24 protein-coding genes are annotated in these 23,223 nt (G+C 71.5%); 14 read left to right on the forward strand and 10 right to left on the reverse strand.

Features of this window, described 5'->3' with window-relative positions; genetic code table 11:
• Positions 1-33 precede the first annotated feature (33 nt).
• Positions 34-1,104: a mechanosensitive ion channel family protein gene (locus DEI95_RS06330; RefSeq protein WP_110823772.1), complete on the reverse strand. Its 1,071-nt coding sequence runs from the start codon at positions 1,102-1,104 to the stop codon at positions 34-36.
• A gap of 76 nt (positions 1,105-1,180) precedes the next feature.
• Complete coding sequence (pepN, locus tag DEI95_RS06335) at positions 1,181-3,760, reverse strand: aminopeptidase N (RefSeq protein ID WP_110823773.1); 2,580 nt, start codon at positions 3,758-3,760, stop codon at positions 1,181-1,183.
• A 122-nt stretch (positions 3,761-3,882) separates the two neighbouring features.
• Between pepN and DEI95_RS06340 the strand changes: the two genes are divergently transcribed.
• Complete coding sequence (locus DEI95_RS06340) at positions 3,883-4,533, forward strand: DsbA family protein (RefSeq protein WP_309146527.1); 651 nt, start codon at positions 3,883-3,885, stop codon at positions 4,531-4,533.
• Positions 4,534-4,619: 86 nt separating this feature from the next.
• Here DEI95_RS06340 and DEI95_RS06345 read toward each other — a convergent pair whose 3' ends face one another.
• Complete coding sequence (locus DEI95_RS06345) at positions 4,620-5,138, reverse strand: GNAT family N-acetyltransferase (protein WP_111059725.1); 519 nt, start codon at positions 5,136-5,138, stop codon at positions 4,620-4,622.
• Here DEI95_RS06345 and DEI95_RS06350 point away from each other — a divergent pair.
• The 3 genes from DEI95_RS06350 (at position 5,137) to DEI95_RS06360 (ending at position 7,397) form a co-directional block, all read left to right on the forward strand.
• A complete protein-coding gene (locus tag DEI95_RS06350; RefSeq protein WP_258367501.1) occupies positions 5,137-5,808 on the forward strand; it encodes an XRE family transcriptional regulator in 672 nt (223 codons plus the stop codon). The two genes, DEI95_RS06345 and DEI95_RS06350, sit on opposite strands and share 2 nt — an antisense overlap.
• A 67-nt stretch (positions 5,809-5,875) precedes the next feature.
• Positions 5,876-6,364 (forward strand): ribose-5-phosphate isomerase, encoded by a 489-nt coding sequence (locus DEI95_RS06355; protein ID WP_110823777.1) that lies wholly within the window; start codon positions 5,876-5,878, stop codon positions 6,362-6,364.
• Between the two features lie 19 nt (positions 6,365-6,383).
• A complete protein-coding gene (locus tag DEI95_RS06360) occupies positions 6,384-7,397 on the forward strand; it encodes an Fpg/Nei family DNA glycosylase (RefSeq protein WP_110890241.1) in 1,014 nt (337 codons plus the stop codon).
• Between the two features lie 9 nt (positions 7,398-7,406).
• On the opposite strand, the gene DEI95_RS06365 is transcribed toward DEI95_RS06360, so the two are convergent.
• Together DEI95_RS06365 and DEI95_RS06370 are read right to left on the reverse strand one after the other, a co-directional pair.
• Complete coding sequence (locus DEI95_RS06365; RefSeq protein ID WP_309146528.1) at positions 7,407-8,873, reverse strand: amidohydrolase family protein; 1,467 nt, start codon at positions 8,871-8,873, stop codon at positions 7,407-7,409.
• Positions 8,874-8,905: 32 nt separating this feature from the next.
• Complete coding sequence (locus DEI95_RS06370; protein ID WP_111059728.1) at positions 8,906-9,550, reverse strand: FMN-binding negative transcriptional regulator; 645 nt, start codon at positions 9,548-9,550, stop codon at positions 8,906-8,908.
• Between the two features lie 33 nt (positions 9,551-9,583).
• Between DEI95_RS06370 and DEI95_RS06375 the strand changes: the two genes are divergently transcribed.
• Positions 9,584-10,990, forward strand: coding sequence for a serine hydrolase (locus DEI95_RS06375; RefSeq protein WP_111059729.1), 1,407 nt, complete (start codon positions 9,584-9,586; stop codon positions 10,988-10,990).
• 122 nt (positions 10,991-11,112) lie between these two features.
• On the opposite strand, the gene DEI95_RS06380 is transcribed toward DEI95_RS06375, so the two are convergent.
• Positions 11,113-11,697, reverse strand: coding sequence for a hypothetical protein (locus DEI95_RS06380; protein ID WP_111059730.1), 585 nt, complete (start codon positions 11,695-11,697; stop codon positions 11,113-11,115).
• Positions 11,698-11,849: 152 nt separating this feature from the next.
• Between DEI95_RS06380 and DEI95_RS06385 the strand changes: the two genes are divergently transcribed.
• From DEI95_RS06385 to DEI95_RS06395, 3 genes are read left to right on the forward strand one after another with little or no spacing between them, the layout of a single operon-like run.
• Positions 11,850-13,496, forward strand: a complete 1,647-nt coding sequence (locus DEI95_RS06385; RefSeq protein WP_111059731.1) for a sensor histidine kinase — start codon at positions 11,850-11,852, stop codon at positions 13,494-13,496.
• Between the two features lie 30 nt (positions 13,497-13,526).
• The gene (locus DEI95_RS06390) at positions 13,527-14,189 is read left to right on the forward strand and encodes a response regulator transcription factor (RefSeq protein WP_110890236.1); all 663 of its coding nucleotides are present in this window, start codon (positions 13,527-13,529) and stop codon (positions 14,187-14,189) included.
• Positions 14,186-15,037 carry a DMT family transporter gene (locus tag DEI95_RS06395; protein ID WP_111059732.1) on the forward strand — a complete coding sequence of 284 codons (852 nt, stop codon included), beginning with the start codon at positions 14,186-14,188 and terminating at the stop codon, positions 15,035-15,037. The genes DEI95_RS06390 and DEI95_RS06395 overlap by 4 nt, the downstream gene beginning before the upstream one ends.
• 120 nt (positions 15,038-15,157) lie before the next feature.
• Here the strand turns inward: DEI95_RS06395 and DEI95_RS16625 are convergent, their stop codons facing one another.
• Entirely contained in the window at positions 15,158-15,310 is a 153-nt protein-coding gene (locus DEI95_RS16625; RefSeq protein WP_181419398.1) for a hypothetical protein, read from the reverse strand.
• A 112-nt stretch (positions 15,311-15,422) separates the two neighbouring features.
• The gene (locus tag DEI95_RS06400; protein ID WP_110823786.1) at positions 15,423-15,794 is read right to left on the reverse strand and encodes a hypothetical protein; all 372 of its coding nucleotides are present in this window, start codon (positions 15,792-15,794) and stop codon (positions 15,423-15,425) included.
• Positions 15,795-16,217: 423 nt separating this feature from the next.
• Here DEI95_RS06400 and DEI95_RS16430 point away from each other — a divergent pair, with 423 nt between their 5' ends.
• Positions 16,218-16,397, forward strand: a complete 180-nt coding sequence (locus tag DEI95_RS16430) for a hypothetical protein (RefSeq protein ID WP_146232771.1) — start codon at positions 16,218-16,220, stop codon at positions 16,395-16,397.
• A gap of 84 nt (positions 16,398-16,481) precedes the next feature.
• On the opposite strand, the gene DEI95_RS06410 is transcribed toward DEI95_RS16430, so the two are convergent.
• Complete coding sequence (locus tag DEI95_RS06410; protein WP_111059734.1) at positions 16,482-16,979, reverse strand: GNAT family N-acetyltransferase; 498 nt, start codon at positions 16,977-16,979, stop codon at positions 16,482-16,484.
• Positions 16,980-17,102: 123 nt separating this feature from the next.
• Here DEI95_RS06410 and DEI95_RS06415 point away from each other — a divergent pair, with 123 nt between their 5' ends.
• Positions 17,103-17,462: a hypothetical protein gene (locus DEI95_RS06415; protein WP_110823789.1), complete on the forward strand. Its 360-nt coding sequence runs from the start codon at positions 17,103-17,105 to the stop codon at positions 17,460-17,462.
• 35 nt (positions 17,463-17,497) lie between these two features.
• On the opposite strand, the gene DEI95_RS06420 is transcribed toward DEI95_RS06415, so the two are convergent.
• Positions 17,498-18,541: a LacI family DNA-binding transcriptional regulator gene (locus DEI95_RS06420; protein ID WP_111059735.1), complete on the reverse strand. Its 1,044-nt coding sequence runs from the start codon at positions 18,539-18,541 to the stop codon at positions 17,498-17,500.
• A gap of 102 nt (positions 18,542-18,643) precedes the next feature.
• Between DEI95_RS06420 and DEI95_RS06425 the strand changes: the two genes are divergently transcribed.
• The 4 genes from DEI95_RS06425 to DEI95_RS06440 are packed head-to-tail and all read left to right on the forward strand — an operon-like array spanning position 18,644 to position 23,182.
• The gene (locus tag DEI95_RS06425) at positions 18,644-19,942 is read left to right on the forward strand and encodes a sugar ABC transporter substrate-binding protein (protein WP_110823791.1); all 1,299 of its coding nucleotides are present in this window, start codon (positions 18,644-18,646) and stop codon (positions 19,940-19,942) included.
• Positions 19,943-19,974: 32 nt separating this feature from the next.
• Positions 19,975-20,853, forward strand: coding sequence for a carbohydrate ABC transporter permease (locus DEI95_RS06430; protein ID WP_110823792.1), 879 nt, complete (start codon positions 19,975-19,977; stop codon positions 20,851-20,853).
• A complete protein-coding gene (locus DEI95_RS06435; RefSeq protein WP_220032830.1) occupies positions 20,850-21,827 on the forward strand; it encodes a carbohydrate ABC transporter permease in 978 nt (325 codons plus the stop codon). The genes DEI95_RS06430 and DEI95_RS06435 overlap by 4 nt, the downstream gene beginning before the upstream one ends.
• Complete coding sequence (locus tag DEI95_RS06440; RefSeq protein WP_111059736.1) at positions 21,827-23,182, forward strand: glycosyl hydrolase; 1,356 nt, start codon at positions 21,827-21,829, stop codon at positions 23,180-23,182. The genes DEI95_RS06435 and DEI95_RS06440 overlap by 1 nt, the downstream gene beginning before the upstream one ends.
• Positions 23,183-23,223: the final 41 nt, after the last annotated feature.

A 23,223-nucleotide genomic window follows, 5' to 3' on the forward strand; every position in this document is an offset into this window, starting at 1 on the left:
GTGTATAAGAGACAGGGGGGATGGCGGGTCCGGTCATGGGGTGTCCTCAGGGTCATTGTCGTCGCCGGTCCGGATCGCCCGGCCCAGGATGTTCATCCGGCCGCGGCGGGCCCGCGGCGCGGGGGTGGGCACCGGCGCGGTGCGGACGGGACGGAGGCCGTTCACCGACGTGGCGTTCTCCCACCCCTCCGGCATGATCATGGCCATCGCCGGCAGGGTGACCCCGAGTTCGTCCACGCCGCGCTTGAGCCGCACGCGGAGTTCCCGTCCGACGACGTCGAGCTCCGACGCGCGGGTCTTCACGACCAGGCGGAACACCATGCCGGTGTCGGTGATCGACTGCAGGCCCCAGATCTCCGGTTTCTCGACGATGCGCTGCCGCCAGCGGGCCTCCTGGGACATGGTGACCGCGGCGTGCAGCAGGGCGTCCTGCACGGCGTCGATGTCGGTGTCGTACGGCACGGTGATGTCGACGAGGACACGGGACCAGCCCTGGGACAGGTTGCCGACGCGGAGGATCTGTCCGTTCGGCACGAACCAGAGGATGCCGTTCACGTCGCGGATCTGCATGACCCGGAGCCCGACGGACTCCACGACCCCGGTGGCCTGGCCGGTGTCGACGACGTCACCGACGCCGGCCTGGTCCTCGAGGATCATGAAGATGCCGGACAGGATGTCGCGGACGATGCTCTGCGCGCCCACTGCGAGGCCGGCGGCGACCACGGAAGCGCCACCGACGATGCCGACCGCCGCGGTCGGGAACACGGTCGAGATGATGATGGCGAAGGCGATCACGGCGACCACGACCGTCGCGAGGTTCTCGAGCACGCTGCCGAGCGTCCGGGTGCGCTGCACGACGCGGGCGGTCTGCAGCGGGGAGGCCACCAGGGCCTGGGTGTCCGCAGCGCCCTGCCGCTTCTTGACGCCGTTGACGATGCGGTCGACGACCTGCTTGATGGTCCGGCGGAGCACGAGGCGGATGATGACCGCCGCGAGCAGGACGATCAGGATCGTGATCGGGACGTGCCAGGTGTCGACGAACTGCGTGAACGTGTTCGACGCCCACTTCGAGACGTCGTCGGTGGTGTCTGCTGCCGAGGTCATGTCCGGACGATGCTAAACGGCGAGGCTCCGACGCCCCTGGAGGAACGCCGGAGCCTCGCCACTGCTCACATCGGGATCAGGCGTCGGCCGCCTGGACGCGGAGCGCACGCTCGGTGCCCGCGAGGTTCTCGCTGACGATCCGACGCAGTGCCGGGGTCTCCGGGTGCGCGTCGAGCCAGGCCCGGGCAGCGTCACGCAGTTCCGTCGACGCCAGCGGTGCCGGGTACAGGCCCGTCACGATCGTGTCGGCGATGTGGTAGCTGCGCTCGTCCCAGATCCGCGTGATGACCTCGAAGTAGCGCTGCACGAGACCCTCGAGCACGACCGGGGAGTTCACGTGCTGGAACCCGACGGTCGTCTGCCGCACGATTGCGTTCGGCGCGTCGTCCGTGTCGACGAGCGACGAGAACGCCGCGAGCTTGCCCTCGGCGGTGGGGATCGTCGCGCGAGCGCGGGCCGCGGCCTGCTCGCCCGAGGCGGTCCGGTCGGCGGCGAGCTCGGCGTCGATCTCGTCGTTGCCCGCGGCACCCGCGAGTACGAGGCCCTCGAGCAGCTCCCAGCGCAGGTCCGTGTCCACGACGAGCCCCTGCAGTGTGACCGATCCGTCACGCAGTCCCTGCAGCGTCGCCACGTGCTCGGGCGTCGACGGGATCTGCGCGAAGAACTTCACGAACTGGAACTGCGCGTCCGATCCGGACTCGGCCGACGAGGCCAGCTGCCACAGCGTGTCGCCGACGGTGCGCACGGTGGCGTCTGACTTCGACGGTGCGACGTAGTTGCGCGCCGCCAGGAGCAGCTGTGACAGCGTGGTGCGGATCGTCGTCGACTCGGTCTCGGTCGCGATGTTGCCGAGCACGAGGGTGACGTAGTCGCTGGCGGGGGACTCGGCGTCACGCGTGGCGTCCCAGACGGCACCCCAGACGATCGACCGGGCGAGCGGGTCCGCGATCGACGCCAGGTGCTCGATCGCCGTGCGCCGCGACTGCTCGTCGAGGCGGATCTTGGCGTACGCCAGGTCGTCGTCGTTGAGGAGCACGAGGTCGCCGCGGTGCACGCCGACCAGCTCGGGGACCTCGGTGCGGGCGCCGTCGACGTCGATCTCGACGCGGTGGACGCGGTCGAGCTTGCCGCCGGACGAGGCCGTGTCCGCGCCGAAGGGGGCCGACGGGTCGTTCGTGAAGGCGTACACGCCGATGGCCAGGCGGTGCGGTCGCAGCGTCGGGTGGTCCGACGGCGCCTCCTGCAGGACGGCGAACGAGGTGATGACGCCCTCGGCGTCGGTCTCGATCTCCGGGCGCAGGGTGTTCACGCCCGCCGTCTCCAGCCAGAGCTGCGACCACTCGGACAGGTCGCGGCCGCTGGTGGCCTCGAGCTCGACGAGCAGGTCCTTCAGCTCGGTGTTGGAGTGGTGGTGCTTCCGGAAGTACGCCGCGACGCCCGCGAAGAACGCGTCGATGCCGACCCACGCGACGAGCTGCTTGAGGACCGAACCGCCCTTCGCGTAGGTGATGCCGTCGAAGTTGACCTGGACGTCCTCGAGGTCGTTGATCGTCGCGACGATCGGGTGCGTCGAGGGGAGCTGGTCCTGGCGGTAGGCCCAGGACTTCTCCATCGCCTGGAACGTCGTCCATGCGCCGGTCCACTCGGTGGCCTCGGCGGTCGCGATGGTGGAGGCCCACTCGGCGAACGACTCGTTCAGCCAGAGGTCGTTCCACCACTTCATCGTGACGAGGTCGCCGAACCACATGTGCGCGAGCTCGTGCAGGATCGTGACGACCCGGCGCTCCTTGATGGCGTCGGTGACCTTCGAGCGGAAGACGTAGGTCTCGGTGAAGGTGACCGCGCCCGCGTTCTCCATCGCACCGGCGTTGAACTCCGGCACGAAGAGCTGGTCGTACTTCTCGAACGGGTACGCATAGTCGAACTTCTCCTCGAAGTACGCGAACCCCTTCCGGGTGGTCTCGAACACGTAGTCCGGGTCGAGGTACTCAGCCAGCGACCTGCGCGCGAAGACGCCGAGCGGGATGGTCCGACCGTCGCGGCTGGTCAGCTCGCTGCGGACGACCTCGTACGGGCCGGCGATGAGCGCGGTGATGTAGCTCGAGATGCGCGCGGTGGGCGGGAAGGTCCACGTGGCGTGGTCGCCGTCGACGTGCGGCTCCGGCGTCGGGGCGTTCGAGACGACCTGCCAGCGCGCCGGCGCGGTCACGGTGAAGGAGAACTCGGCCTTGAGGTCGGGCTGCTCGAACACGGCGAACATCCGGCGGCTGTCCGGCACCTCGAACTGCGAGTACAGGTAGACCTCGTCGTCGACCGGGTCGACGAAGCGGTGCAGGCCTTCGCCGGTGTTCGTGTACAGCGCGTCGGCGACGACGACGAGTTCGTTCTGCTCCTGCAGGTCGGCGAGCTGGATGCGGACGCCGTCGTTCACCGCGTCGACGTCGAGCGCGGTGCCGTTCAACGTGACCGAGTGCACGGTCTTCGTGATGGCGTCGATGAACGTGCTGGCACCGGGCGTGGCACTGAAGCGCACGCGGGTGGTGCTGCCGAAGGTCTCGGCTCCGCGGGTCAGGTCGAGCTCGACGTCGTACGTCTGCACGCTGACGATGCCGGCGCGTTCCTGGGCTTCGATTCGGGTGAGGTTCTCTCCGGGCACGGACGCTCCATCTTCGCTGCGGACGCGGACGATCGATGTCCGCGTGTCGGGGTCCCGGCCGGCGTCGTGCACCGGTGGGACGGCTCGGGACCAGCCTAGCGAGCGGGCGTACGCTGCGATCCGTGACCGACACGACTGTGGAGACGACCCCTGCGACCCGGACTGCTGTGGAGTTCTGGTTCGACCCGACCTGCCCCTGGGCGTGGATGACGAGCCGCTGGGTGGGGGAGGTCGAGCGGCACCGCGACCTCGACGTCACCTGGAACGTGATGAGCCTGTTCGTCCTCAACGAGCACAACGAGGACATGCCCGCCGAGTACCGCGAGGCCCTCGAGCGGAACCAGGTGTACGCGCGCCTGGTGACCGCCGCGAAGACCCGGCACGGCCAGGAGGTCGTCAAGCCGCTCTACGACGCGCTCGGCGAGCAGATCCACCACCGCCAGCAGAAGGACCCCGCGCAGGTCGTGCCGGCCGTGCTCGAGCAGCTCGACCTCGACGCCGACCTCGCCGACGCGGCCTGGACGGACGAGACCGACACCGCGATGCGTCAGAGCCACCGGGACGGCATCGAGCGCGTCGGCCAGGACGTCGGCACGCCCGTCATCGCCGTCGACGGCGTCGCGTTCTTCGGGCCGGTCATCTCCCCGGCGCCGAAGGGGCAGGAGGCGCTCGACCTCTGGGACGGTGTCGTCGCCGCAGCCCGCTACCCGGGCTTCTTCGAGCTCAAGCGCTCCCGCACGACCGGCCCGGTCTTCGACACCGTCGAGGACTGACCGCCCGGCCCGGCGACCCGACGGGAGGCGCGGTGCGGGTCCGCACCGCGCCTCCTGTCCGTCGTCCCCCTGCGGGCATCGCCCGCTCAGGCCAGCGGCAACCGCATCAGGGTCAGGTCGAGCCAGCGGCCGGCCTTCCGGCCGACCTCGGGCACGACGGCCACGGTCTCGAACCCGAGCCGCTCGTGCAGGGCGATCGACCCGGCGTTCGTGCTGCAGATGCCGGCGATCATGACGTGTCGGCCCTCAGCCGTCGCACGGGCCACCAGGGCGTGCATGAGCGTCGACGCGACCCCCCGGCCGCGGAACCCCTCGACGACGTAGACGCTGTGCTCGACGGTGTGCCGGTAGCCCTGGTGCGGCCGCCACTGCGAGTACGAGGCGTACCCGGCGACGACGCCGTCGACCTCGGCGACCACGACCGGCCACCCGTCGCCCTGCCGTTCCGCGAGCCAGGTGTCGAACCACGCCCGGGGGTGCGGCTCCTCCTGCCAGATTGCGGTGGAGTGCAGGACGGCGTCGACGTGGAGACCGTGCACGACATCGAGGTCGGCGGGGGTGCAGTCGCGGATCGTGACCGCGTCCGTCGCATATGCTGTCGCCATGTCTCACATCGTAGACGAGCAGGAGGGCGCCGGCGCACTCCCGGACGTCATGGGCGCCGAGGAGCCCGATGACGCCGAGGACCCCGATGACGCCGACCAGCGCCGCCTCGGGGAACGGCTGCAGCGCCTCCGCACCGAGCGCCGGTGGAGCCTGACCGAACTCGCCGAGGAGTCCGGCGTCTCCCGCGCGATGATCAACCGCGTCGAACGGGGCGTCTCCAGTCCCACCGCGACCATCCTCGGCCGCTTGTCCGGAGCGTTCGGCCTGACGGTCTCGCAACTCCTCGACGAGGCCCTCGAGCACGAGGTCCCGCGCTCCAGCGACCCGGACGAGGCCCGCGGGGTCCAGCGCGCCGCGTCCGCGGACTCCTGGACCGACCCGGAGACCGGGTACCGCCGCCGACCGCTGTCGAGCGCCGACTTCCCGGCCGACGTGACCGAGGTGCGCCTGCCGGCCGGCCGCGAGGTCGCCTACCCCGCGAGCGCCTACGCCTTCCTCCGGCACTGCATCTGGGTCGTCGACGGGACCCTCGACCTGCAGGCTGGTGACACGACCAGCCGCCTCGGTGCCGGCGACCGCATCGAGCTCGGCGAACCCGCTGACGTCGTCTACCGGAACCCCGGCGACGAGCCGTGCCGGTACGTCGTGGTCGTCGTGCGGCACCGCTGACGGGAGGCCCATCCGTCGTCCGCCGGACAGGTCCCGTCCGGCGTGGGCACAGGAATAGGATCGGTCCATGCGCATCCACCTCGGAACGGACCACGCCGGCCTCGAGTTCACCAAGACCCTCAGCGTCCACCTGACCGAAGCTGGCCACGAGGTCGTGGACCACGGACCGACCGAGTACGAGCCGCTCGACGACTACCCCTCGTTCTGCATCAACGCCGCGCACGCCGTCGTGCAGGACCAGCGCGCCGGCGTCCAGGCCCTCGGTGTCGTCTTCGGCGGGTCGGGCAACGGTGAGCAGATCGCCGCGAACAAGGTCGAGGGCATCCGCGCGGCCCTGGTCTGGAACGAGTCGACCGCGCTGCTCGCCCGCCAGCACAACGACGCGAACGTCATCTCGATCGGCGCGCGCCAGCACACCGAGGCAGAGGCGATCCGCTTCGTGGACCTCTTCATCGCCGAGCCGTTCTCGGGCGAGGAGCGCCACGCCCGCCGCATCGCGCAGCTCGCCGAGTACGAGACCACGGGGCACATCGCCGGCAAGCAGATCGACCAGTAGGGCCGAGTAGACAAGAGCAATGCCCGAGGGTCACTCCGTCCACCGCATCGCCCGCCAGTTCGAGCTGCACTTCGTCGGCCAGGTCTGCGAGGTCTCGAGCCCGCAGGGTCGGTTCGCCGCCGGAGCCGCGCAGCTCGACGGCCGGAAGATGATCGCCGCACGAGCCGTGGCGAAGCAGATGTTCCTCGAGTTCGAGGGCGACCTGTTCCTCCGCGTGCACCTCGGCCTGTACGGCGCGTGGGACTTCGCGGGGGAGATCTCGACCGACGCGACGATGCGCAGCGCGAAGGGGCGGATCGGGCAGACGAACCAGCGTGGCACGGTCGCGGAGGACAGCGACGCGGGCGACGACGCCGACCACGTGCCCGACGACGACGGCGAGGACTCCCTCCGCTCCATCGGTGCCCCGCGGCGCTCCCGCTACCGGATGGCCGAGCAGGAGAAGGTCGAGGACCCGATCGAGGCCTTCCCGCCGGACCCGGTCGGGCAGGTGCGCGTGCGGATCCTCACCGAGACCGCCGTGGCGGACCTCCGCGGACCGACGGCCTGCGTGGTCGAGGACCCGGCTGGCGTGCAGCGTGCGCTCGACAAGCTCGGCCCGGACCCGATGAACGACGACGGGCCCGAGGCCGAGAAGGCGTTCGTGGACAACGTCCGGAAGCGCAACGTCGCGATCGGCCAGCTGCTCATGGACCAGTCCGTGGTGAGCGGCATCGGCAACGTGTACCGGGCGGAGCTGTTGTTCCGGCAGCGCATCGACCCGTACAAGCCCGGGAAGGAGATCACCGTCAGGCAGGCGAAGGCGCTGTGGCAGGACTGGTCGAAGCTCCTGCACGACGGGGTCCGCATCGGGCAGATGATGACGATGGACGGCCTGACCGACGCCGAGTACCGGAAGGCGATGCGCTCCCGGGCCGACCGACACTGGGTGTACCACCGCGCGGGGGAGCCGTGCCGGGTCTGCGGCACCGAGATCCGCGTCGCCGACATGGCCGGTCGCAAGCTCTACTGGTGCCCCAAGGACCAGAAGTAGCCCCGCCGGTCAGAGGTCGCGGTGCGTCCAGCGACCGGCGATCGCGGTGCCCAGGACCGGCATCGCCCGGAGCGCCGCCGACGACGCGGTGAGCGGGTCGGCCGGCACGAGGACGAGGTCCGCGACGTCGCCGACCGTGACCGACACCCGTCCGTCCGTCGACCCCCGCCACGCGGCGAGCGCCGACATCCGCTGTTCCGGGTGCCACGGCTCGCGGCCGTCGCGGTCCCGCCCGACGGCGGCGGCCATCGACACCCACGGGTCGAGCGGCGCGACCGGGGCGTCCGAGCCGAGCACCATCGCTGCGCCCGCACGTTCGAGCGCGGCGAACGGGAAGGCCCGGTCCGTGCGGCCCGCCCAGTGGTGGTCCGCGATGTCCCGGTCGTCCATGGCGTGCTCGGGCTGCACGGACGCGACGACGCCGAGCCGGGCGAACCGCTCGACGTCGGGCACGGCGAGGAGCTGCGCGTGCTCGATCGAGCCGCGGCTCCCGACCGTCTCGAGCGCGTCGAGCGCGAGCGTGACCGCGCGGTCGCCGATCGCGTGCACGGCGGGGACGAGCCCGGCGTCGACCGCCCGACGCAGCAGCGGGACGAGGTCCTCCGGCGCCCAGGTGAGGACGCCCTCGCCGTCGGCGGTCGCGGCGGTCCGGGTGCCGAGCGACCCGTCGGTGATCACCTTGAACGGCCCGACGGTGAGCAGGCCCCGCGTCCCGTCGACGACGTCGCCCGTCCGCAGTCCTCGGCGGACCGCCTCGTCGAGCCGTGCCGGGTACACCCCGGAGGCGATGCGCAGGCCGTCCGTCCCGGCGTGGATCCGTCGCACCCACCGGTCGATGTCGGCGTCCATCTCGAGGTCGACGACCCCGGTGACGCCCCGGGCCGCGGCCGCCTCGACGGCGTCCGCGACGGAGGCGTCGAGCTGGTCCTCCGGCACCCGGGACAGCGCGCCGGTCACGTCGAACGCGTCCTGCTCGCGGAGCACACCGTCGGTACCGGCCGGGAGCGCCCGGCCGAGCACGGCACCGAAGTGCGCCAGGGCGACCTCGTTGCACCAGACGGCGTGCAGGTCGGCGCTCACGACGACGACCGGGAGGCCCGGTGCGGCCTGGTCGAGCAGCTCCCGTCGAGCGGGGCGGGGCCAGAGTCCGTCCCGGTAGCCGTGCCCGACGAGCACCCGGTCCGGGAGGCCGGTCCGGGCTGCGGCGGCGAGGCGGTCCGCGGTCTCCTCGGCGGAGCCGCAGTCCGTCACGTCGATCCGTCGGCGCACGAGTGCCCACTGGTCGAGGTGCACGTGGTGGTCGCGGAGACCGGGCCCGAGCCAGGCGCCCTCGGCCTCGACGACCTCGGTGTCGGTGTCGGTGTCGGTGCCGGTGTGGGTTTCGGTGTCGAGCGGGTCGAGCGTGCCGGCCGGCGCGACCGCGGACACCCGCCCGTCGACGAGCAGGACGTCGCTGGGGGCGCCGGAGGTGCCCACCCGCCGGACGGTACGGAGGAGTGTCGCCGACATCACGCCTCCAGGCCGGTCGTCGTGGTCCCCTGGACGCGCGCCATCTCGTCGGCGAGCGCGGGGGAGGCGTAGGGGCCGTCGGTCCGCAGGCCGGCGATGATCCGGTCGACCACCTCGGGTGCCTTGTTCTGGCTGAGCTTCGCGCGGGCGTCGAAGCGGGTGACGCGGATGCGTATGCCGACCGTGCCGCGGGCGATCCGGCGGGCGGCGTCCTCGTCGAGGTCGAGCGACACCGGTGACGGCATCGAGGCCTCGAAGTGGTCCACGAGGTCACCGAGGACACGGAAGTTCTCCTCGTCCGACAGGATCTCCGGCGTCCCCCACAGGTGCGCGGTGGTGTGGTTCCAGGTCGGGATGAACTGTTCCGGCGGGTACCAGGCGGGGGAGACGTACCCGTGCGGGCCCTGCACGACGACCAGGACCTCGTGCTGCCCGAGTTCGTGCGCCACCTCGTCCGGCCGGCCGACGTGCGACACGAGGACGATGTCGTCACTGCCGTCGGGCTGCTCCTCGAGCAGGAACGGGTAGTGCGACGCGACGAGCCCCTCCGCGGTGGAGGACACGATCGTCGCCCAGGGGTTGCCGCGGACGAGTCGTCGGACCTCGTCGACCTCGGTCATCAGGAAGGAGGGTGTGTGCCGCATGCGACGAGCGTGGCACATGCCAGGCTGGTCGGCATGGAGAAGCGCGCAGCCTACGAGTCCGTCCTGCCCTACGTCCGAGAGTGGGTCGCCTACAAGGTGTGGCAGCTGCGGCTCCCCGGCGTGCAGGTCGCCATCGGCTTCGAGGACGAGGAACTGTTCGCCGACGCCTGGGGGTACGCCGACGTGGCAGCCGGGCGGCGACTGACGACGACGGACCTGTTCCGGATCGCCTCGCACTCGAAGACCTTCACCGCCACCGCGCTGCTCCAGTTGGCCGACCAGGGCGCGCTGCGGCTCGACGACACGGTCGGCTCGTTCGTCCCCGCGCTCGTCGAGGCGGGTTCCCCGATCGCCGACGCCACCGTCCGCGAGCTCATGGAGATGGGTGCCGGGGTCGTCCGTGACGGCGCCGACGGTGACCACTGGGCGCTCGCGCACCCCTTCCCGGACGCGCAGCAGCTCGTCGACCTCGTCGTCGCGGGCGGCGCGAAGGTCCCGGTCGGGTCGGCGTTCAACTACTCGAACCTCGGCTACGGGCTGCTCGGGCTCGTCATCGAGGCCGTGACGGGCACCCCGTACGCCGAGCACGTCCGCACCGCGATCACCGAGCCGCTCGGGCTCCGCCACACCGGTGCGGAGTTCGACCCCGCCCGCGAGGACGAGTTCGTCGTCGGCTACACCGGCCTCCACACGGCGCGCACCCGGCAGCCGGTCCCGCACGTGACGACCGGGGCGCTCGCCGCGGCGACCGGCTTCCACGGCACGGCCTCGGACCTGGTCCGCTACTTCTCGGCGCACGTGCCGGGTCGCGGGACGCTGCTCTCCGACCACGCCAAGCGCCTCGCGCAGCGGAAGGCGTGGAGTGCGCTCGACTCCGACCCGGCCGCCCGCGGCTACGGTGCCGGGTTCATCGTGGACCGGATCAACGGCCGGGAGGTCCGGGGCCACTCCGGCGGGTTCCCCGGACAGATCACGCAGTCCGTGTTCGACCCCGCGTCCTCACTGGTCGTGTCCGTCCTGACGAGCAGCGCCACCGGTCCGGCGACGATGCTGGCGTACGGCATCGTGCACCTGCTCGACGCGGCCGCCGACGAGCACGCGGCCGGTCCGGCGATCCCCGCCGACGTCGACGCCGCACGGTACACGGGGCGCTTCGCGACCTTCGAGGGGATCACCGACATCGCGAGGGTGGGTGACCGCCTGCTCGCGATCGACCCGACGCAGCCGGTGCCGACCGAGTCGCCGGTCCGGCTCGAGGTCGTCGACGCCGACACGCTCCGCATGGCATCCGGCAACCGGTTCGGGTCCGTCGACGAGGACATCGTGTACACCCGGGACGACTCCGGCGCGGTCGTGTCCGTCCGCGGGGACAGCGGCATGACGCAGCGGCCGTGGTCGGTGCCGGACGAGACGCCGGAGGTCGCGGCCGCCCTCGTGTGACGCCCTGCTGGCCGGGCCCGTCGGTGCTGGCCGGGCACGGTCCGCTCGGCCGATCCCGATCCCCATCCCGATCCCGAACCCGACCACGGTGCCGCGCGGCCCGGCCCTGCGCACCGGCGGCGTCAGCGCACGTCGGCGGTGTCCCAGAGTCGGCGGACGCCCGCGCCGACCGGGCGGACGAGCGGTGGGACGAACACGAGCGCAGCCGCGGCGAATCCGACGAACTCGCCGACCTGCGGCACGGTGAAGAGGGGCAGGAGTGCTTCCTGCGGCGGGATCCAGACGCGGAACAGCACGTTCATCACGGCCTCGGACAGCAGCCAGACGCCGGCTCCGACCGTGACGAACCAGCCCGCGGTGCGGCGCGACCCGGACGACCGCACCACGAGCACGACGCCGAACACCAGGAGCAGGACGCGCGCGAGGAGCAGCAGCACGGTCGCGACGGGGTGCAGCGCGGTGGGCAGCAGGACCCCGAGCGGGAGGGCGACGGCTGCGAGCCCGAAGCCGAGCGTCGCACGGTCCCCGCGTCGGGCGGCGAGGACGGCAGTGACGGCTCCCGCCACCAGCCCGACGACGCCGAGCCCCGACGACGTCGGCCACGCGGCCATCCGGTCCAGCCACCCGATGACGACCGTGACGGCCGGGACGAGCGCGGCCACCACGGCGGCCAGCGCGGACAGTCGTTCGTACCGGGTCTGGTCCACGGTTCCCCCTCGTGACGCGATGCAGTACCGGCACCTTACACATCACCGGACGACGAACGCGAGGACCACCGTGTCGGGGTGGGGACAACCCCACCCCTGGTCCGGGAGACGGCAGGATGGGACCGGGCCCTCGTCTCCGCGAGGCTCGATGCATGACCGACACCGACCGGCTCGACCTGGCCCGAACCGTCCCCCTGGACGAGGCGGTGGCCTCGCCCGACCACGCCGAGACCGTTCCGCTCCACGACGTGACGGCGACCGACCGGGACACCACACCCGGCCGGGACACCACCGCCGACCGGGACACGACGCCCGACCGCGACAGCGCCCCTGACCGACCGACACCGGAAGCCACCACCCCGATGCCCTCCCAGCCCGCCCCGAGCGACGGCACCCACCCGAGCTGGGACGCGACACCGCCCCTGTCCGCCCAGGGCAGCGCCACGCGGGGGCCGTCGAGCCCGGTCCGTGGCGGGGGCGGCGGCATGACGGCCGGTGCCTTCTACCGGGAGGCCTGGCGTCGGTCGCCGCGGGACTTCGGCTACATGGCACTCACGGCGGTGCTCCTCTGCACGCTGTACTTCGCGTTCCCCGCCGTCCTGGGCATCGGCGGGTTCGGCTCGCGGGACGTCCTCAACCCGTTCACGCTGCTGCTGTTCTTCGTCGCGCTGTTCGTCGCCCGGTGGCTGGGGCAGTTCGAGAAGCTCCGGATGAGCTGGGCGGACCCGCGACCGATCCGTCCGGTGGACTGGACACCCCGCTGGCAGCAGAACTGGTGGACGCGCACCGGGTCTGCGGTCGCGAACCCGCACTACTGGCTGTACCTGCTCCACGCGGTGGTCGTCTACCCGATGGCCGCGGTGGTCACCGTCGGTGCCGGGCTCCTCCTGGCGGTCGGGTTCCTCTGGCCGGTCGTCGCGGTCCTCGCCTACGTCGTCGCCGGGACGTACCTGGTCGACCCGAACGGGATCGGGTCGATCGCCGGGCTCGGCACCCTCGCGCTGCTCTCGATGGCCGCGAGCGTCCTGCTGTTCCCGCTGTGGCTGCGCGGCTCCGTGCTCGCCCACTACTGGATCGACCACGGCCTGCTCGGCGGGTTCCGGGCCGAGGTGCTCGAGCAGCGCGTGGCGGGCCTCCAGGCGTCCCGCGCCGGTGCCGTCACCGCGGAGGGGCAGGCACTCCGCCAGATCGAGCGCGACCTGCACGACGGCCCGCAGCAGCGACTCGTCCGACTCCGCATGGACCTGGCCTCGGCCGAGCGGTCGTTCGAGAAGGACCCGGAACGCGCCAAGCAGCTCATCGCCGAGGCGTCGGGACACGCGCAGGACGCGCTCGACGAACTCCGGGCGCTGTCCCGCGGGTTCGCGCCGCCGATCCTGCTCGACCGCGGTCTCGTCGCGGCCCTCGAAGCACTGTGCGCGCGGTCGCCGATCCCCGTCGGGCTCGACGTCCGTCTGCCGAACGGGCTCGAGCTCGCGTCCGAGATCCAGCGGAACGTGTACTTCACCGTGAGCGAGCTCCTGACGAACACGGCGAAGCACGCCGGCGCCTCCGCCGCGGGGGTCTACCTCGGGCTGCTCGTCGACGCGTCCGGTACCTGGTTCCTCACCGTCAGCGTCACCGACGACGGCCGCGGCGGTGCCAGCCCGCGCGAGGGGCACGGCATCCAGGGGCTGATGGGCCGGATGCGCGCCCTCGACGGGGAGCTGACGGTCTCCAGCCCCGCCGGCGGCCCGACCGAGGCGACCGCGCGGATCCCGCTCGGCGCGCTGAACGGCGTCCCCACGCACCGCGCGTGACCGGCGTCCGGTCGCCACTAGGCTGACCGCATGACCGACGGCCCGGATGCAGCGCGCATCCGGGCCGTCGTCGTCGACGACGCCGTCCTGCTGCGCGAGGGGCTGGCCCGCGTGCTCGACGAAGCCGGCATCGACGTCGTCGGGCAGTTCGGCGACCCGGCCTCGTTCCTGGCGGCGCTCCCCGCACTCGCGCCCGACGTCGTGGTCATGGACGTCCGGATGCCGCCGACGTTCACCGACGAGGGCGTCCGCGCCGCCGTCCAGGCCCGTCGGATCGCACCCCGGACCGGGATCCTGCTGCTCTCGCAGTACGTCGAGGCCACCTACGCCGAGGACGTCCTCGCCGCGGGCAGCTCGGGCGTGGGGTACCTGCTGAAGGACCGTGTGACCCGCCTCGACGAGATCGACGACGCCGTGCGCCGCGTGGCCTCCGGCGGCACCGTGCTCGACCCCGAGGTCGTCACGCAGCTCATGAGCCGCCGCCGCGACCCGCTCGCCGCCCTGACCCCGCGTGAGCGTGAGGTCCTCGGGCTGATGGCCGAGGGCCGCACGAACGCCGCCATCGCCCGCGCCCTGGTGATCGGGACCGGCGCGGTCGAGAAGCACGTCTCGAGCATCTTCGCCAAGCTCGCGCTCGAGGACACCGGCGAGGACCACCGCCGTGTCCTGGCCGTCCTGGCGTACCTCGGATGACCCGCGTCCCGGCACCACTGCTGGCGCTCGCCGCGATGGTGTCGGTCCAGATCGGGGCCGCGGTCGCGAAGACCCGCTTCGAGGAGGTCGGCTCGCTCGGCGCGGTCATGCTCCGCCTGGTCATCGGTGCGCTCGTCCTGGCGCTGCTCGTCCGTCCGCGGGTGCGGCACTGGACCCGCGTGCAGTGGCGAGGAGCCGTCGTGCTCGGCCTCGCCCTCGGCGGCATGAACGTCTTCATCTACCTCGCGTTCGCGACGATCCCGATCGGCGTCGCCGTGACGATCGAGTTCCTCGGTCCGCTGGCACTGTCCCTCGTGCACACCCGCCGGTGGCGTGATGCCGTCTGGGCAGCCCTGGCGCTCGCCGGCGTGGTGCTCCTCGGCGTCGGGCCGTCCGCGGTGGGTGACCTCGGGGGAGTCGCCGCGGCGGTGCTCGCAGCCGGGTGCTGGGCGGCGTACATCGTCATGAACCGACGCGTCGGTGCGGCGATCCCGGGCATCGACGGCCTGAGCGTCTCGATGCTCGTCGCGATGGTCGTCGCACTGCCGTTCGGTCTCCGGCCCGCGGCCGAGGGCGTCGTCGCGGACCCGGTGCTCCTGCTGGTCTTCGGCGCCGTGGCGGTCCTGTCGAGCGTGTTGCCCTACTCGCTCGAGATGACGGCCCTCCGGCGCATTCCGACCCGGGTGTTCGGCGTGCTGCAGAGTCTCGGGCCGGCGCTCGCGGCGCTCGCCGGGCTCGTCGTCCTCCGCGAGGCACTGTCTCCCGTCGAGGTCGTCGCCCTCGCGTGTGTCACGGCGGCGAGCGCCGGGGTGACGCTCACGGCGCGCCGCAGCGCGGCGCCGCTCTGACCGACGGCGGACACGACCACCGTCGGGGGTGTGCGGGACGTGAGGTGGGCCTCCCGGCCGGCCGGGAGGCCCGTGCCACGTCGGCGACGCGACCGTCGTCGGTCGCGCACCACGATCCGTCTACTCGCCGCGGAGGAAGTCCGCGTACGTGGGTTCCGCCTGCACGTCCGACAAGAGCGACGGGTCGTTGACCCGTTGGTCGACGTAGGCCTCGATGACCTCGGGTGGGGTGAGCAGGTGGGCGACCCAGGACGGCACCTCGGTCTTCTTCATGGTGCCTCCTTCCGATCTCCGGTCCGGACGGATGTCTCGAATCTCGAGCATCTTCGCGAACCGATGTGTCGGGAACGATCCTCGCGCTCGTCCGCGAAGTCAACGCAGTGCGTCATACGGACTCCGCTGAGCGCTGTCGCACCGGTCGGGGATCAGAACGCGCCCCGTTCGTCGGTGCGTGCCCGGTCCGTGGGTCGGCGGCTCGGAGGGTCCGGTGCTTGACGGCCGAACGCCAGATCCAGGCGTCGGCCTGCTGCCCGAACTGCGCCCATTCGACGAGCACCGCGTCGCGCGTCCAGCTGCGGGCGAACGCCTTGACCCGGACGTGGAACGTCGGGAACTGCACCCATGCCCAGACCGGCATCGGGGTGACCGCGTGGCAGACGTCACCACCGCGTGCCTCCTCGGACAGGGAGAAGGCGCGCGGGCGTTCGACCTCCGGGTGTTCCGGGGGCTGCCACCGGTTCTCGCGACGCCGTCCCACTCCCGTATTCGAACGTGTGTTCGAACACTCCGTCAAGTCCCGGACGCGCTCCGGCGTGTCCCGGGGATCGGCGCGGTGACCGAATAGCACTCCGAGGGCTCCTCGTCCACCCCCATGACGCGGGCCGGTTCCGCTCGTAGCCTGGCGTGACTGGCCCAGACCCTGCCAGCCGCGTCGCGCACTCCCGGATCCGACTCCGGTCCGACGTGGACACCGCCTCAGGAAGGCAACCATGCAGCACGTCACCGCCGCCCCCCGACTCCGCACCGGAACGTCGACCCGATCGCAGCACCTCCTGCAGCGTCCCGTTCGTCTCCACCTCCACTGTGTCGCTCCCGCACTCACCTCAGCGGCGCTCAGTCAGGACCTCGGCGGGTCGTGGGCGCCAGGAGCCGACAAGTGGGGTCTCCCGACGATCGGTGAGTGGGCGTAGCCGTGGGCGAGAACGCGATCAGTGCCCGGTTCACCGGGGCGCAGTGGTTGTTGTCGGTCGGCCGGACCCCGTTGCTCCGCGTCGACACGCGTGCGGAAGCCGAAGCCTCCGGGCGCCAGCTCGCCACCGTCCTCGGCCTGCGCTTCGAGACGCCCTGCGTCATCGGCTGACGGCCTGCGGAGGAACGGCTCACGCGTCCAGGTCGGCTGCCGAGGCGATCCGTACCCGAGCGGGCAGCCCGTGGAACCGTGTGGTCATCGAGCGTTGAGCGACCGCGAGCCGCGGCGCACGTCCAGTCTCCAGGTCACAAAGGGCCTCCCGGCGACACCAGCCCGGGTGCGGGTCGTCGGTCGCCAGCCTCGGACCGCGTAGAAGCGCTTGGCGCGCTCGTTCCCGTCCCACACCTCGAGCTCAGCGGTACCCGACGGGACGACCTCGATGAACCGGGTGTGCAACGCAGTGCCGATGCCCGACCCGAACCGATCGGGGTCGACGTAGAGGCTCGACAGCTCAGCAGGTGAACCGCGGTCCGCCAGGTGCGCCGCGATGAAGCCGGCCACGTGCCCGTCCTGCTCGGCGACGAGGCACCAGGTGCCGGGACGGGTCAGGGTGGCGAGCCACATCGGGTACCGGTCCTGAGCCGCGTCGCGGCGGTCGAGCGCGTCCCCGTAGTACGCCTCCCGAGACCGCTGGTGCACCCGCGTGACCTGCGCGGCATCAGCAGGAGTCGCGTCGCGGACCTCGAACGTCATCGGACCAGTCAACGCCTCACCACAGCAGTCTCGCCACCCCGACCGTGACGACGAGCGCGGAGCCGGAGGTCGACGCCGTGCAGGCGGCGGACGTCGCGCCGGCAGAGCACCTACCCTGGACTGGTGCTCTCCCGACGTGACGCCGCCATCCGGCTCGACATCCCCCTCGAGATGGCGACCCACCACGGGATCCCGTCCCGCCTCAGCGAGGCCGAACTCACCGCGATCGAGCAGGACCCGCCCGCGTGGCTCGTGCAGTCGCGGGCGAACCGCACCGGCAAGAAGGTGTGGGTGCACCTGGAGTGCGTCGTGTGCGGGTACGCGGAAGAGGCCCGGCCGAAGAAGTGGTGGCCGGACTGGGACCACCTGATGTGCGACTACCACGCGCCGTACCAGGCGCCGGAAGCCCCGGCGGGCTTCACACGGCGCGAGGTCGAGGGCGTCGGCAGCCGCTTCGTCGCCCTCGTCGACGAGCGGTCGTAGTCCGCGTCGTCAGTCGGCGTCGTCAGTCGGCGTCGTCAGTCGGCGACGCGGGCCGTGGACTCGCGCACGCTCAGCGTCAACTCCGGCCCCGGCCGTGACGGCAGCGGAGCGTCGGCCTCGATCTGCTCGCGGAGCAGGACCGCCGCCCGCTGGCCGAGTTCGACGGTGTCGCGCGTCAGCGAGGTGATCGCGGGGCGGACGAGCCGGATCATCGCGGAGTCGTCGAACGACACGATGGACACGTCTTGCGGCACGCGGACGCCCATCTCGCTCGCGACGCCGAGTCCCGCGACGGCGAGCACGTCGTTGTCGAACACGATCGCGGTGGGTCGTCGGGCGCCGGACAGCAGGCGTCGGGTGGCTGCGGACCCGGCCTCGGCGGAGTAGTCGGTGGGGATGGTCTCCGTGCGGTCGTCCTCGGTGGCGTCGGGCAAGGTACCCGCGAACGCCCGGACGCGTTCGATGCGCAGTGCGGTGTGCTCGAACTCCGGCGGCCCGGACACATGGGCGATGCGGCGGTGCCCGAGTGCGCGGAGGTACCGGAGGACGGTGTCGGTCGCGTCCGAGTCGTCGATCCAGACGCTCGGGGCCGACCCGGCGGGGGTCGGGTGCGAGCCGACGACGACGGACGGCATCCCGAGCTGGGCGAGCAGGCGGAGGCGGTCGTCGTCCCGGCGCGGGTCGATCACGATGACGCCGTCGACCCGGTGCCCGCGCCACCAGTCGCGGTAGGTCTCGAGTTCCTCGTCGGCATCACGGGCGACGAGCAGGGTCATGCCGATGTGGGTGCCGGTCAGGCCGAGCTGGATCCCCGAGATGAGGTCGCCGAAGAACGACTCGGTGCCGAGCGTGCGCGCCGGGCGGTTCAGCACGAAGCCGATCGACCCGGCCTTCGCGCCCCCGAGGGCCCGGGCCGCGGTGTGCGGCTGCCAGTCGAGTTCGCGCGCCGCCTGTCGCACTCGTTCTCGTGTCGCCTCGGACACGCCGGGGCGCCCGTTGAGGGCGAAGGAGACGGCGCTGATCGACACGCCCGCCCGCGCTGCGATGTCGGCGATCGTCGTCCGCCGTCCTGTGGCCACGGGCTTGACTATAGCGCTTTAGTCAGGCATCGTCGCCGTCACGCAGCGGTTCGGCGTAGAAGGCTGAACCGGTTCAGTAGCTCGACGAAGGAGTCAGCAACGATGAGAACCACCCCACGCACGACGTCGGGCCGAGTGGCCGCGATCCTCGCCGGCGCTGCCGCCGCAGCGCTCGTCCTCACCGGTTGCTCGAGCGGCAGCGGGGCGGCCACCGGTGGAGGTGGCGACGGAGAGGTCAGCGGGTCGATCACCCTGCAGACCTGGGCACTCACGCCGACGTACACGGACTACCTCAACGGTGTCGTGAAGGCGTTCGAGAAGAAGTACCCCGACGCGGAGGTCAAGCTCGTCGACCAGCCCGGCGACGGCTACGCCGAGAAGGTGCTCAGCCAGGCGTCGTCGAACTCCCTGCCCGACGTCGTCAACCTGCCGCCGGACATCGCCCTGCCCCTCGCGAAGCGCGGGTTCCTGCAGGACGTCGCGAAGGACGACTCCACGCTCGGGAAGACCTACGTCGAGGGCGCACTCGCGGCCTACCGGTACAAGGGCGTCGACGGCACGTTCGGGTACCCCTGGTACCTCAACACCGACATCGACTACTGGAACAAGACGATGTTCGAGCAGTGCGGCCTCGACCCGGAGAACCCGCCGGCGACCACGGACGAGCTCTTCGACCAGGCCGCGACCATGCACGAGCAGTGCCCGGACGACTACCTCATGAGCCGCAAGCCCGGCCTGTCCGACTTCTCGCTGGCCGGCGTGAAGATCCTCAACGCGGACGGCACGAAGTTCACGTTCGCGGACTCCTCGAAGGCCGCCGACCTGATCAGCAAGTACGCGAAGGCCTACCAGGACGGGCTCATGCCGTCGTCGGTCCTCAACACCGACTACCTCGGCAACTCCACCCTGTTCACGCAGGGCAAGGTCGCCTGGACCACCGGTGGTGCGACCGCGATCAGCGACTTCGAGAAGAACAACCCGTCGCTCAAGGGCAAGATCATCGTCTCGCCGGCGCTGGACAACCCGCCGCTGTACGTGCAGGGCCTCAGCGTCTCGGCGAAGAGCAAGCACCTCGCCACCGCCGAAGCGCTCGCCGCGTTCATGACGAACGCCGAGAACCAGGAGGAGTTCGCCCACCTGGTGAACATCTTCCCGTCGACGAAGTCCTCGCAGTCCGACCCGTTCTTCTCGGAGGACGACGGCACCGTGCACGCGAAGGCCCGCGTCCTCGCGAACGACGCCCTGAAGACCGCGAAGAACCTCAACCCGGTCGAGGCGAACTCGGCGATGACGGACTTCCTCGACCAGCAGATCGCGCTGGCGATGAAGGGCGGGACGACGCCCGAGAAGGCGTTGCAGACCGCCCAGACCAAGATGAACACCCTGCTCGCCAACGGCTGATCCGGCCCGGTACCCGAAGAGGGAGGATCGTCATGCGTGCGAACCGCTGGTTCACGCCCTGGCTGCTGGTGCTGCCCGCACTGGTCTGGCTGCTCGCGTTCAGTCTCTGGCCGTCGATCAACACCGTGCGGCTGTCGTTCACGAACGCCAGCCCGCTCGGTGGGGTCAGTGCATGGGTGGGGACGGCGAACTTCCGGACCCTGCTCGCAGACCCGCAGGTGTGGGAGGCGCTGCTCAACAGCGTCATCTACATGGTGGTGTGCCTGCCGCTGCTGACGGTCCTCCCGCTCCTCATGGCCGTGCTCGTGCAGCACAAGATGCCCGGGATCGCGTTCTTCCGGACCGCGTACTACACGCCGGTGATCGCGAGCGCGGTCGTGGTCGGGCTCATCTGGAACTGGATCCTCGACGACCGCGGCGTCGTCAACGAGATGGCCCAGTCGCTCGGCGTCGTGCAGGGCGCGATCCCGTTCCTGTCCGACCGGTGGCTGCTGCTGTTCAGCGCGATCAGCCTGACCGTGTGGAAGGGCCTCGGCTACTACATGATCATCTTCCTGGCTGCCCTCGGGAACGTCGGCAAGGACCTGCACGAGGCCGCCGCTCTCGACGGCGCCGGGGCGGTGCGCCGGTTCTGGTCGGTCACCATGCCCGGCGTCCGCGGCACCATGACGCTCGTCGGCATCCTGGTGTGCGTCAGCGCCCTCCGGGTCTTCAGCGAGCTCTACATCCTGACGAACGGGACGGGTGGCCCCGGCGGCCAGGACAACTCCCTCGTCATGCTCATCCAGCAGTACGCCCGCGGCTTCACCGGCAACCTCGGCTACGCGTCCGCCCTGAGCCTCCTGCTCTTCGCCGTGACGTTGATCCCGATGCTCGCCCTCGCCCGGATGAACAGCAAGGCGGACAAGTGACGAACACCACCAGCACCAGCGAACCGGTCATCGGCGGCAACGCCGGCGTGGCCGCACCGACACCGGACGTGACCGGAGCGACGGACGTGGGCCGGGCGTCCCGGCAGTCCCCGCCCGGCGGACGCAAGCGCCGTCGCGCGGTGTGGGGCGTCATGTCCACCCGCGAGAAGGTGCTCCGCTACGTCCTGCTCGTCGTGGTGCTGTTCATCACGATCGGTCCGTTCCTCTGGCAGCTCTCGACCTCGCTCAAGGGCACCGGCGAGGACATCTACACCGCGAACCCGTCGTTCATCCCCGCGCAGCCGACGTTCGGCAACTACCTCCGCGTGGGCGACGCCATCCCGGTCTTCGGGTACATCGGGAACTCGCTCATCGTCGCCGCGATCGACGTCATCGGGAACATCGTGTTCGCCACGCTCGCCGGGTTCGCGATCGCCCGCCTGCAGTGGAAGGGTCGCAAGGTCGTCCTCGGCCTGTTCCTCGCCACCCTCGTGCTGCCCGGCGAGGCGACGATCATCTCCCAGTTCGTCACGGTCAAGGACCTCGGCCTCGCCGACTCCCTGGTCGGTGTCGCCCTGCCCGGCATGATCGCCGCGCTCAACGTGCTGCTCATGTACAACGCCTTCCGCCAGGTGCCCGAGGAGATCGACCAGGCGGCCGTGATGGACGGCGCGAACGCGATGCAGCGCCTCCGCTACATCTCGCTGCCCGCCGTGCAGGGGACGATCGCCGTGATCGCGATCTTCTCGTTCATCGGTGCGTGGGACGACTTCCTCTGGCCGCTCATCGTGCTGCAGTCCCCGGACAAGCTCACGCTGACGGTCGGGTTGCAGTACCTGCAGGGCACCTTCGCCACCGACCAGCGGATGATCGCCGCCGGGACGATGATCGCGTTCATCCCGATCGCCGTGATCTTCGCCGTCCTGCAGCGCTTCTTCTTCAAGGGCGTGGAAGAGGGCGGGGTGAAGGGCTGATGCGCTTCGGCGTCAACCACACACCGTCGAACGGCTGGTTCCACTCCTGGCTCGACTTCTCGCCGTCGGACACCGCGCGGGACCTCGAGGCGATCGCCGGGCTCGGCGCCGACCACGTCCGGGTCTTCCCGCTCTGGCCGGTCGTGCAGCCGAACCGGACGCTCATCCGGCAACAGGCGCTCGACGACGTGGCGACCGTGGTGGACATCGCCGGCTCGTTCGGACTCGACGTCACGGTCGACGCGCTGCAGGGGCACCTGTCGAGCTTCGACTTCCTGCCGTCCTGGCTCGACTCGTGGCACCGCCGGAACATGTTCACCGACCCCGACGTCGTCGCCTCGACCGCCGCGTACGTCCGGGCACTCGCCGCCGCCGTCGGGGACCGGCCGAACCTGCTCGGCGTCACGGTCGGCAACGAGGTCAACCAGTTCGCGCACGCCCCGCACCCGTCGCCGTTCGCGACGACGCCCGAGCAGGGGCACGCGTGGGCGGCGGCGATGGTCGCCGCGGCGCGCGAGGGGCTCGCCGGTCCGGAGGTTCAACCCGGCTCCGGCACCCGGCCCGCCCCCGCCGCGGGGGAGCGTCCGGCCCCCCTCGTGACCCTCGCCCAGTACGACGCGGCCTGGTACGACGACGCGCAGCCGTTCGGCCCGGAGCATGCGGCCGACCACGGGGACGCGACCATCACGCACTCGTGGGTCTTCAACGGGTCGGCACGCCTGCACGGTGCCCTCGGCCCGGGGTCGGTCCGACACGGCGAGTACCTGCTGCAGCTCGCGGCCGCGTGGAACACCCGCGCGGACCGGCCGAACTGGTTGCAGGAGGTCGGCGCACCGACCAACGTGGTGGACGTGGCCGACGCCCCGACGTTCACCGAGACGACCATCCGGCACGCCCTCGACGTGCAGGGGCTGTTCGGCATCACGTGGTGGTGCTCACACGACGTGTCCCGCTCGCTCGCCGACTTCCCGGAGCTCGAGTACGACCTCGGCCTGCTCACGAACGACGGCCGCGTGAAGCCGACCGGGGAGCGGTTCCGTGAGATGGCCCTGGCGTTCGGTGACGGCCGGTACCAGGCCCCGACCCCGCCGACGACCGCGCTCGTGCTCGACGACGTCGCCCCGGACGGGACGCCGCTCGGCGGGACCCGGGCCGACTCGGCGCCGGGCGGCCGGTTCGCCGCGGCCTGGCTCGCGATCGCCGAGCAGGACGGCCGCGGCCCGCAGGTCGTGCTGCGCTCCCGCCTCGGGGACACCGCGCTCCTGGCCGCGCGCGGGATCAGCACCTGCGTCGACGTCCCGAACGACACCGCGTCCGCCACCGTTTCCGTCGCACACCCCGCGACGATGCCCTGACCACGACCAGCACGACCAGCCCCACGCCCCACGCCCCGACG

The organism is Curtobacterium sp. MCBD17_008, assembly GCF_003234475.1.
Taxonomy (GTDB): Bacteria; Actinomycetota; Actinomycetes; order Actinomycetales; family Microbacteriaceae; genus Curtobacterium.

What these genes read in the sequence shown, in the direction of transcription:
- DEI95_RS06440 (WP_111059736.1), top strand. Translation starts at nt 21,827, where the DNA reads ATGCGCTTCGGCGTCAACCACACACCGTCGAACGGCTGGTTCCACTCC.
- DEI95_RS06425 (WP_110823791.1), top strand. Translation starts at nt 18,644, where the DNA reads ATGAGAACCACCCCACGCACGACGTCGGGCCGAGTGGCCGCGATCCTC.
- DEI95_RS06350 (WP_258367501.1), top strand. Translation starts at nt 5,137, where the DNA reads ATGTCTCACATCGTAGACGAGCAGGAGGGCGCCGGCGCACTCCCGGAC.
- DEI95_RS06330 (WP_110823772.1), bottom strand. Translation starts at nt 1,104, where the DNA reads ATGACCTCGGCAGCAGACACCACCGACGACGTCTCGAAGTGGGCGTCG.
- DEI95_RS06390 (WP_110890236.1), top strand. Translation starts at nt 13,527, where the DNA reads ATGACCGACGGCCCGGATGCAGCGCGCATCCGGGCCGTCGTCGTCGAC.
- DEI95_RS06375 (WP_111059729.1), top strand. Translation starts at nt 9,584, where the DNA reads ATGGAGAAGCGCGCAGCCTACGAGTCCGTCCTGCCCTACGTCCGAGAG.
- DEI95_RS06360 (WP_110890241.1), top strand. Translation starts at nt 6,384, where the DNA reads ATGCCCGAGGGTCACTCCGTCCACCGCATCGCCCGCCAGTTCGAGCTG.
- DEI95_RS06395 (WP_111059732.1), top strand. Translation starts at nt 14,186, where the DNA reads ATGACCCGCGTCCCGGCACCACTGCTGGCGCTCGCCGCGATGGTGTCG.
- DEI95_RS06430 (WP_110823792.1), top strand. Translation starts at nt 19,975, where the DNA reads ATGCGTGCGAACCGCTGGTTCACGCCCTGGCTGCTGGTGCTGCCCGCA.
- DEI95_RS06355 (WP_110823777.1), top strand. Translation starts at nt 5,876, where the DNA reads ATGCGCATCCACCTCGGAACGGACCACGCCGGCCTCGAGTTCACCAAG.
- DEI95_RS06385 (WP_111059731.1), top strand. Translation starts at nt 11,850, where the DNA reads ATGACCGACACCGACCGGCTCGACCTGGCCCGAACCGTCCCCCTGGAC.
- DEI95_RS06410 (WP_111059734.1), bottom strand. Translation starts at nt 16,979, where the DNA reads ATGACGTTCGAGGTCCGCGACGCGACTCCTGCTGATGCCGCGCAGGTC.
- DEI95_RS16625 (WP_181419398.1), bottom strand. Translation starts at nt 15,310, where the DNA reads ATGAAGAAGACCGAGGTGCCGTCCTGGGTCGCCCACCTGCTCACCCCA.
- DEI95_RS06345 (WP_111059725.1), bottom strand. Translation starts at nt 5,138, where the DNA reads ATGGCGACAGCATATGCGACGGACGCGGTCACGATCCGCGACTGCACC.
- DEI95_RS06370 (WP_111059728.1), bottom strand. Translation starts at nt 9,550, where the DNA reads ATGCGGCACACACCCTCCTTCCTGATGACCGAGGTCGACGAGGTCCGA.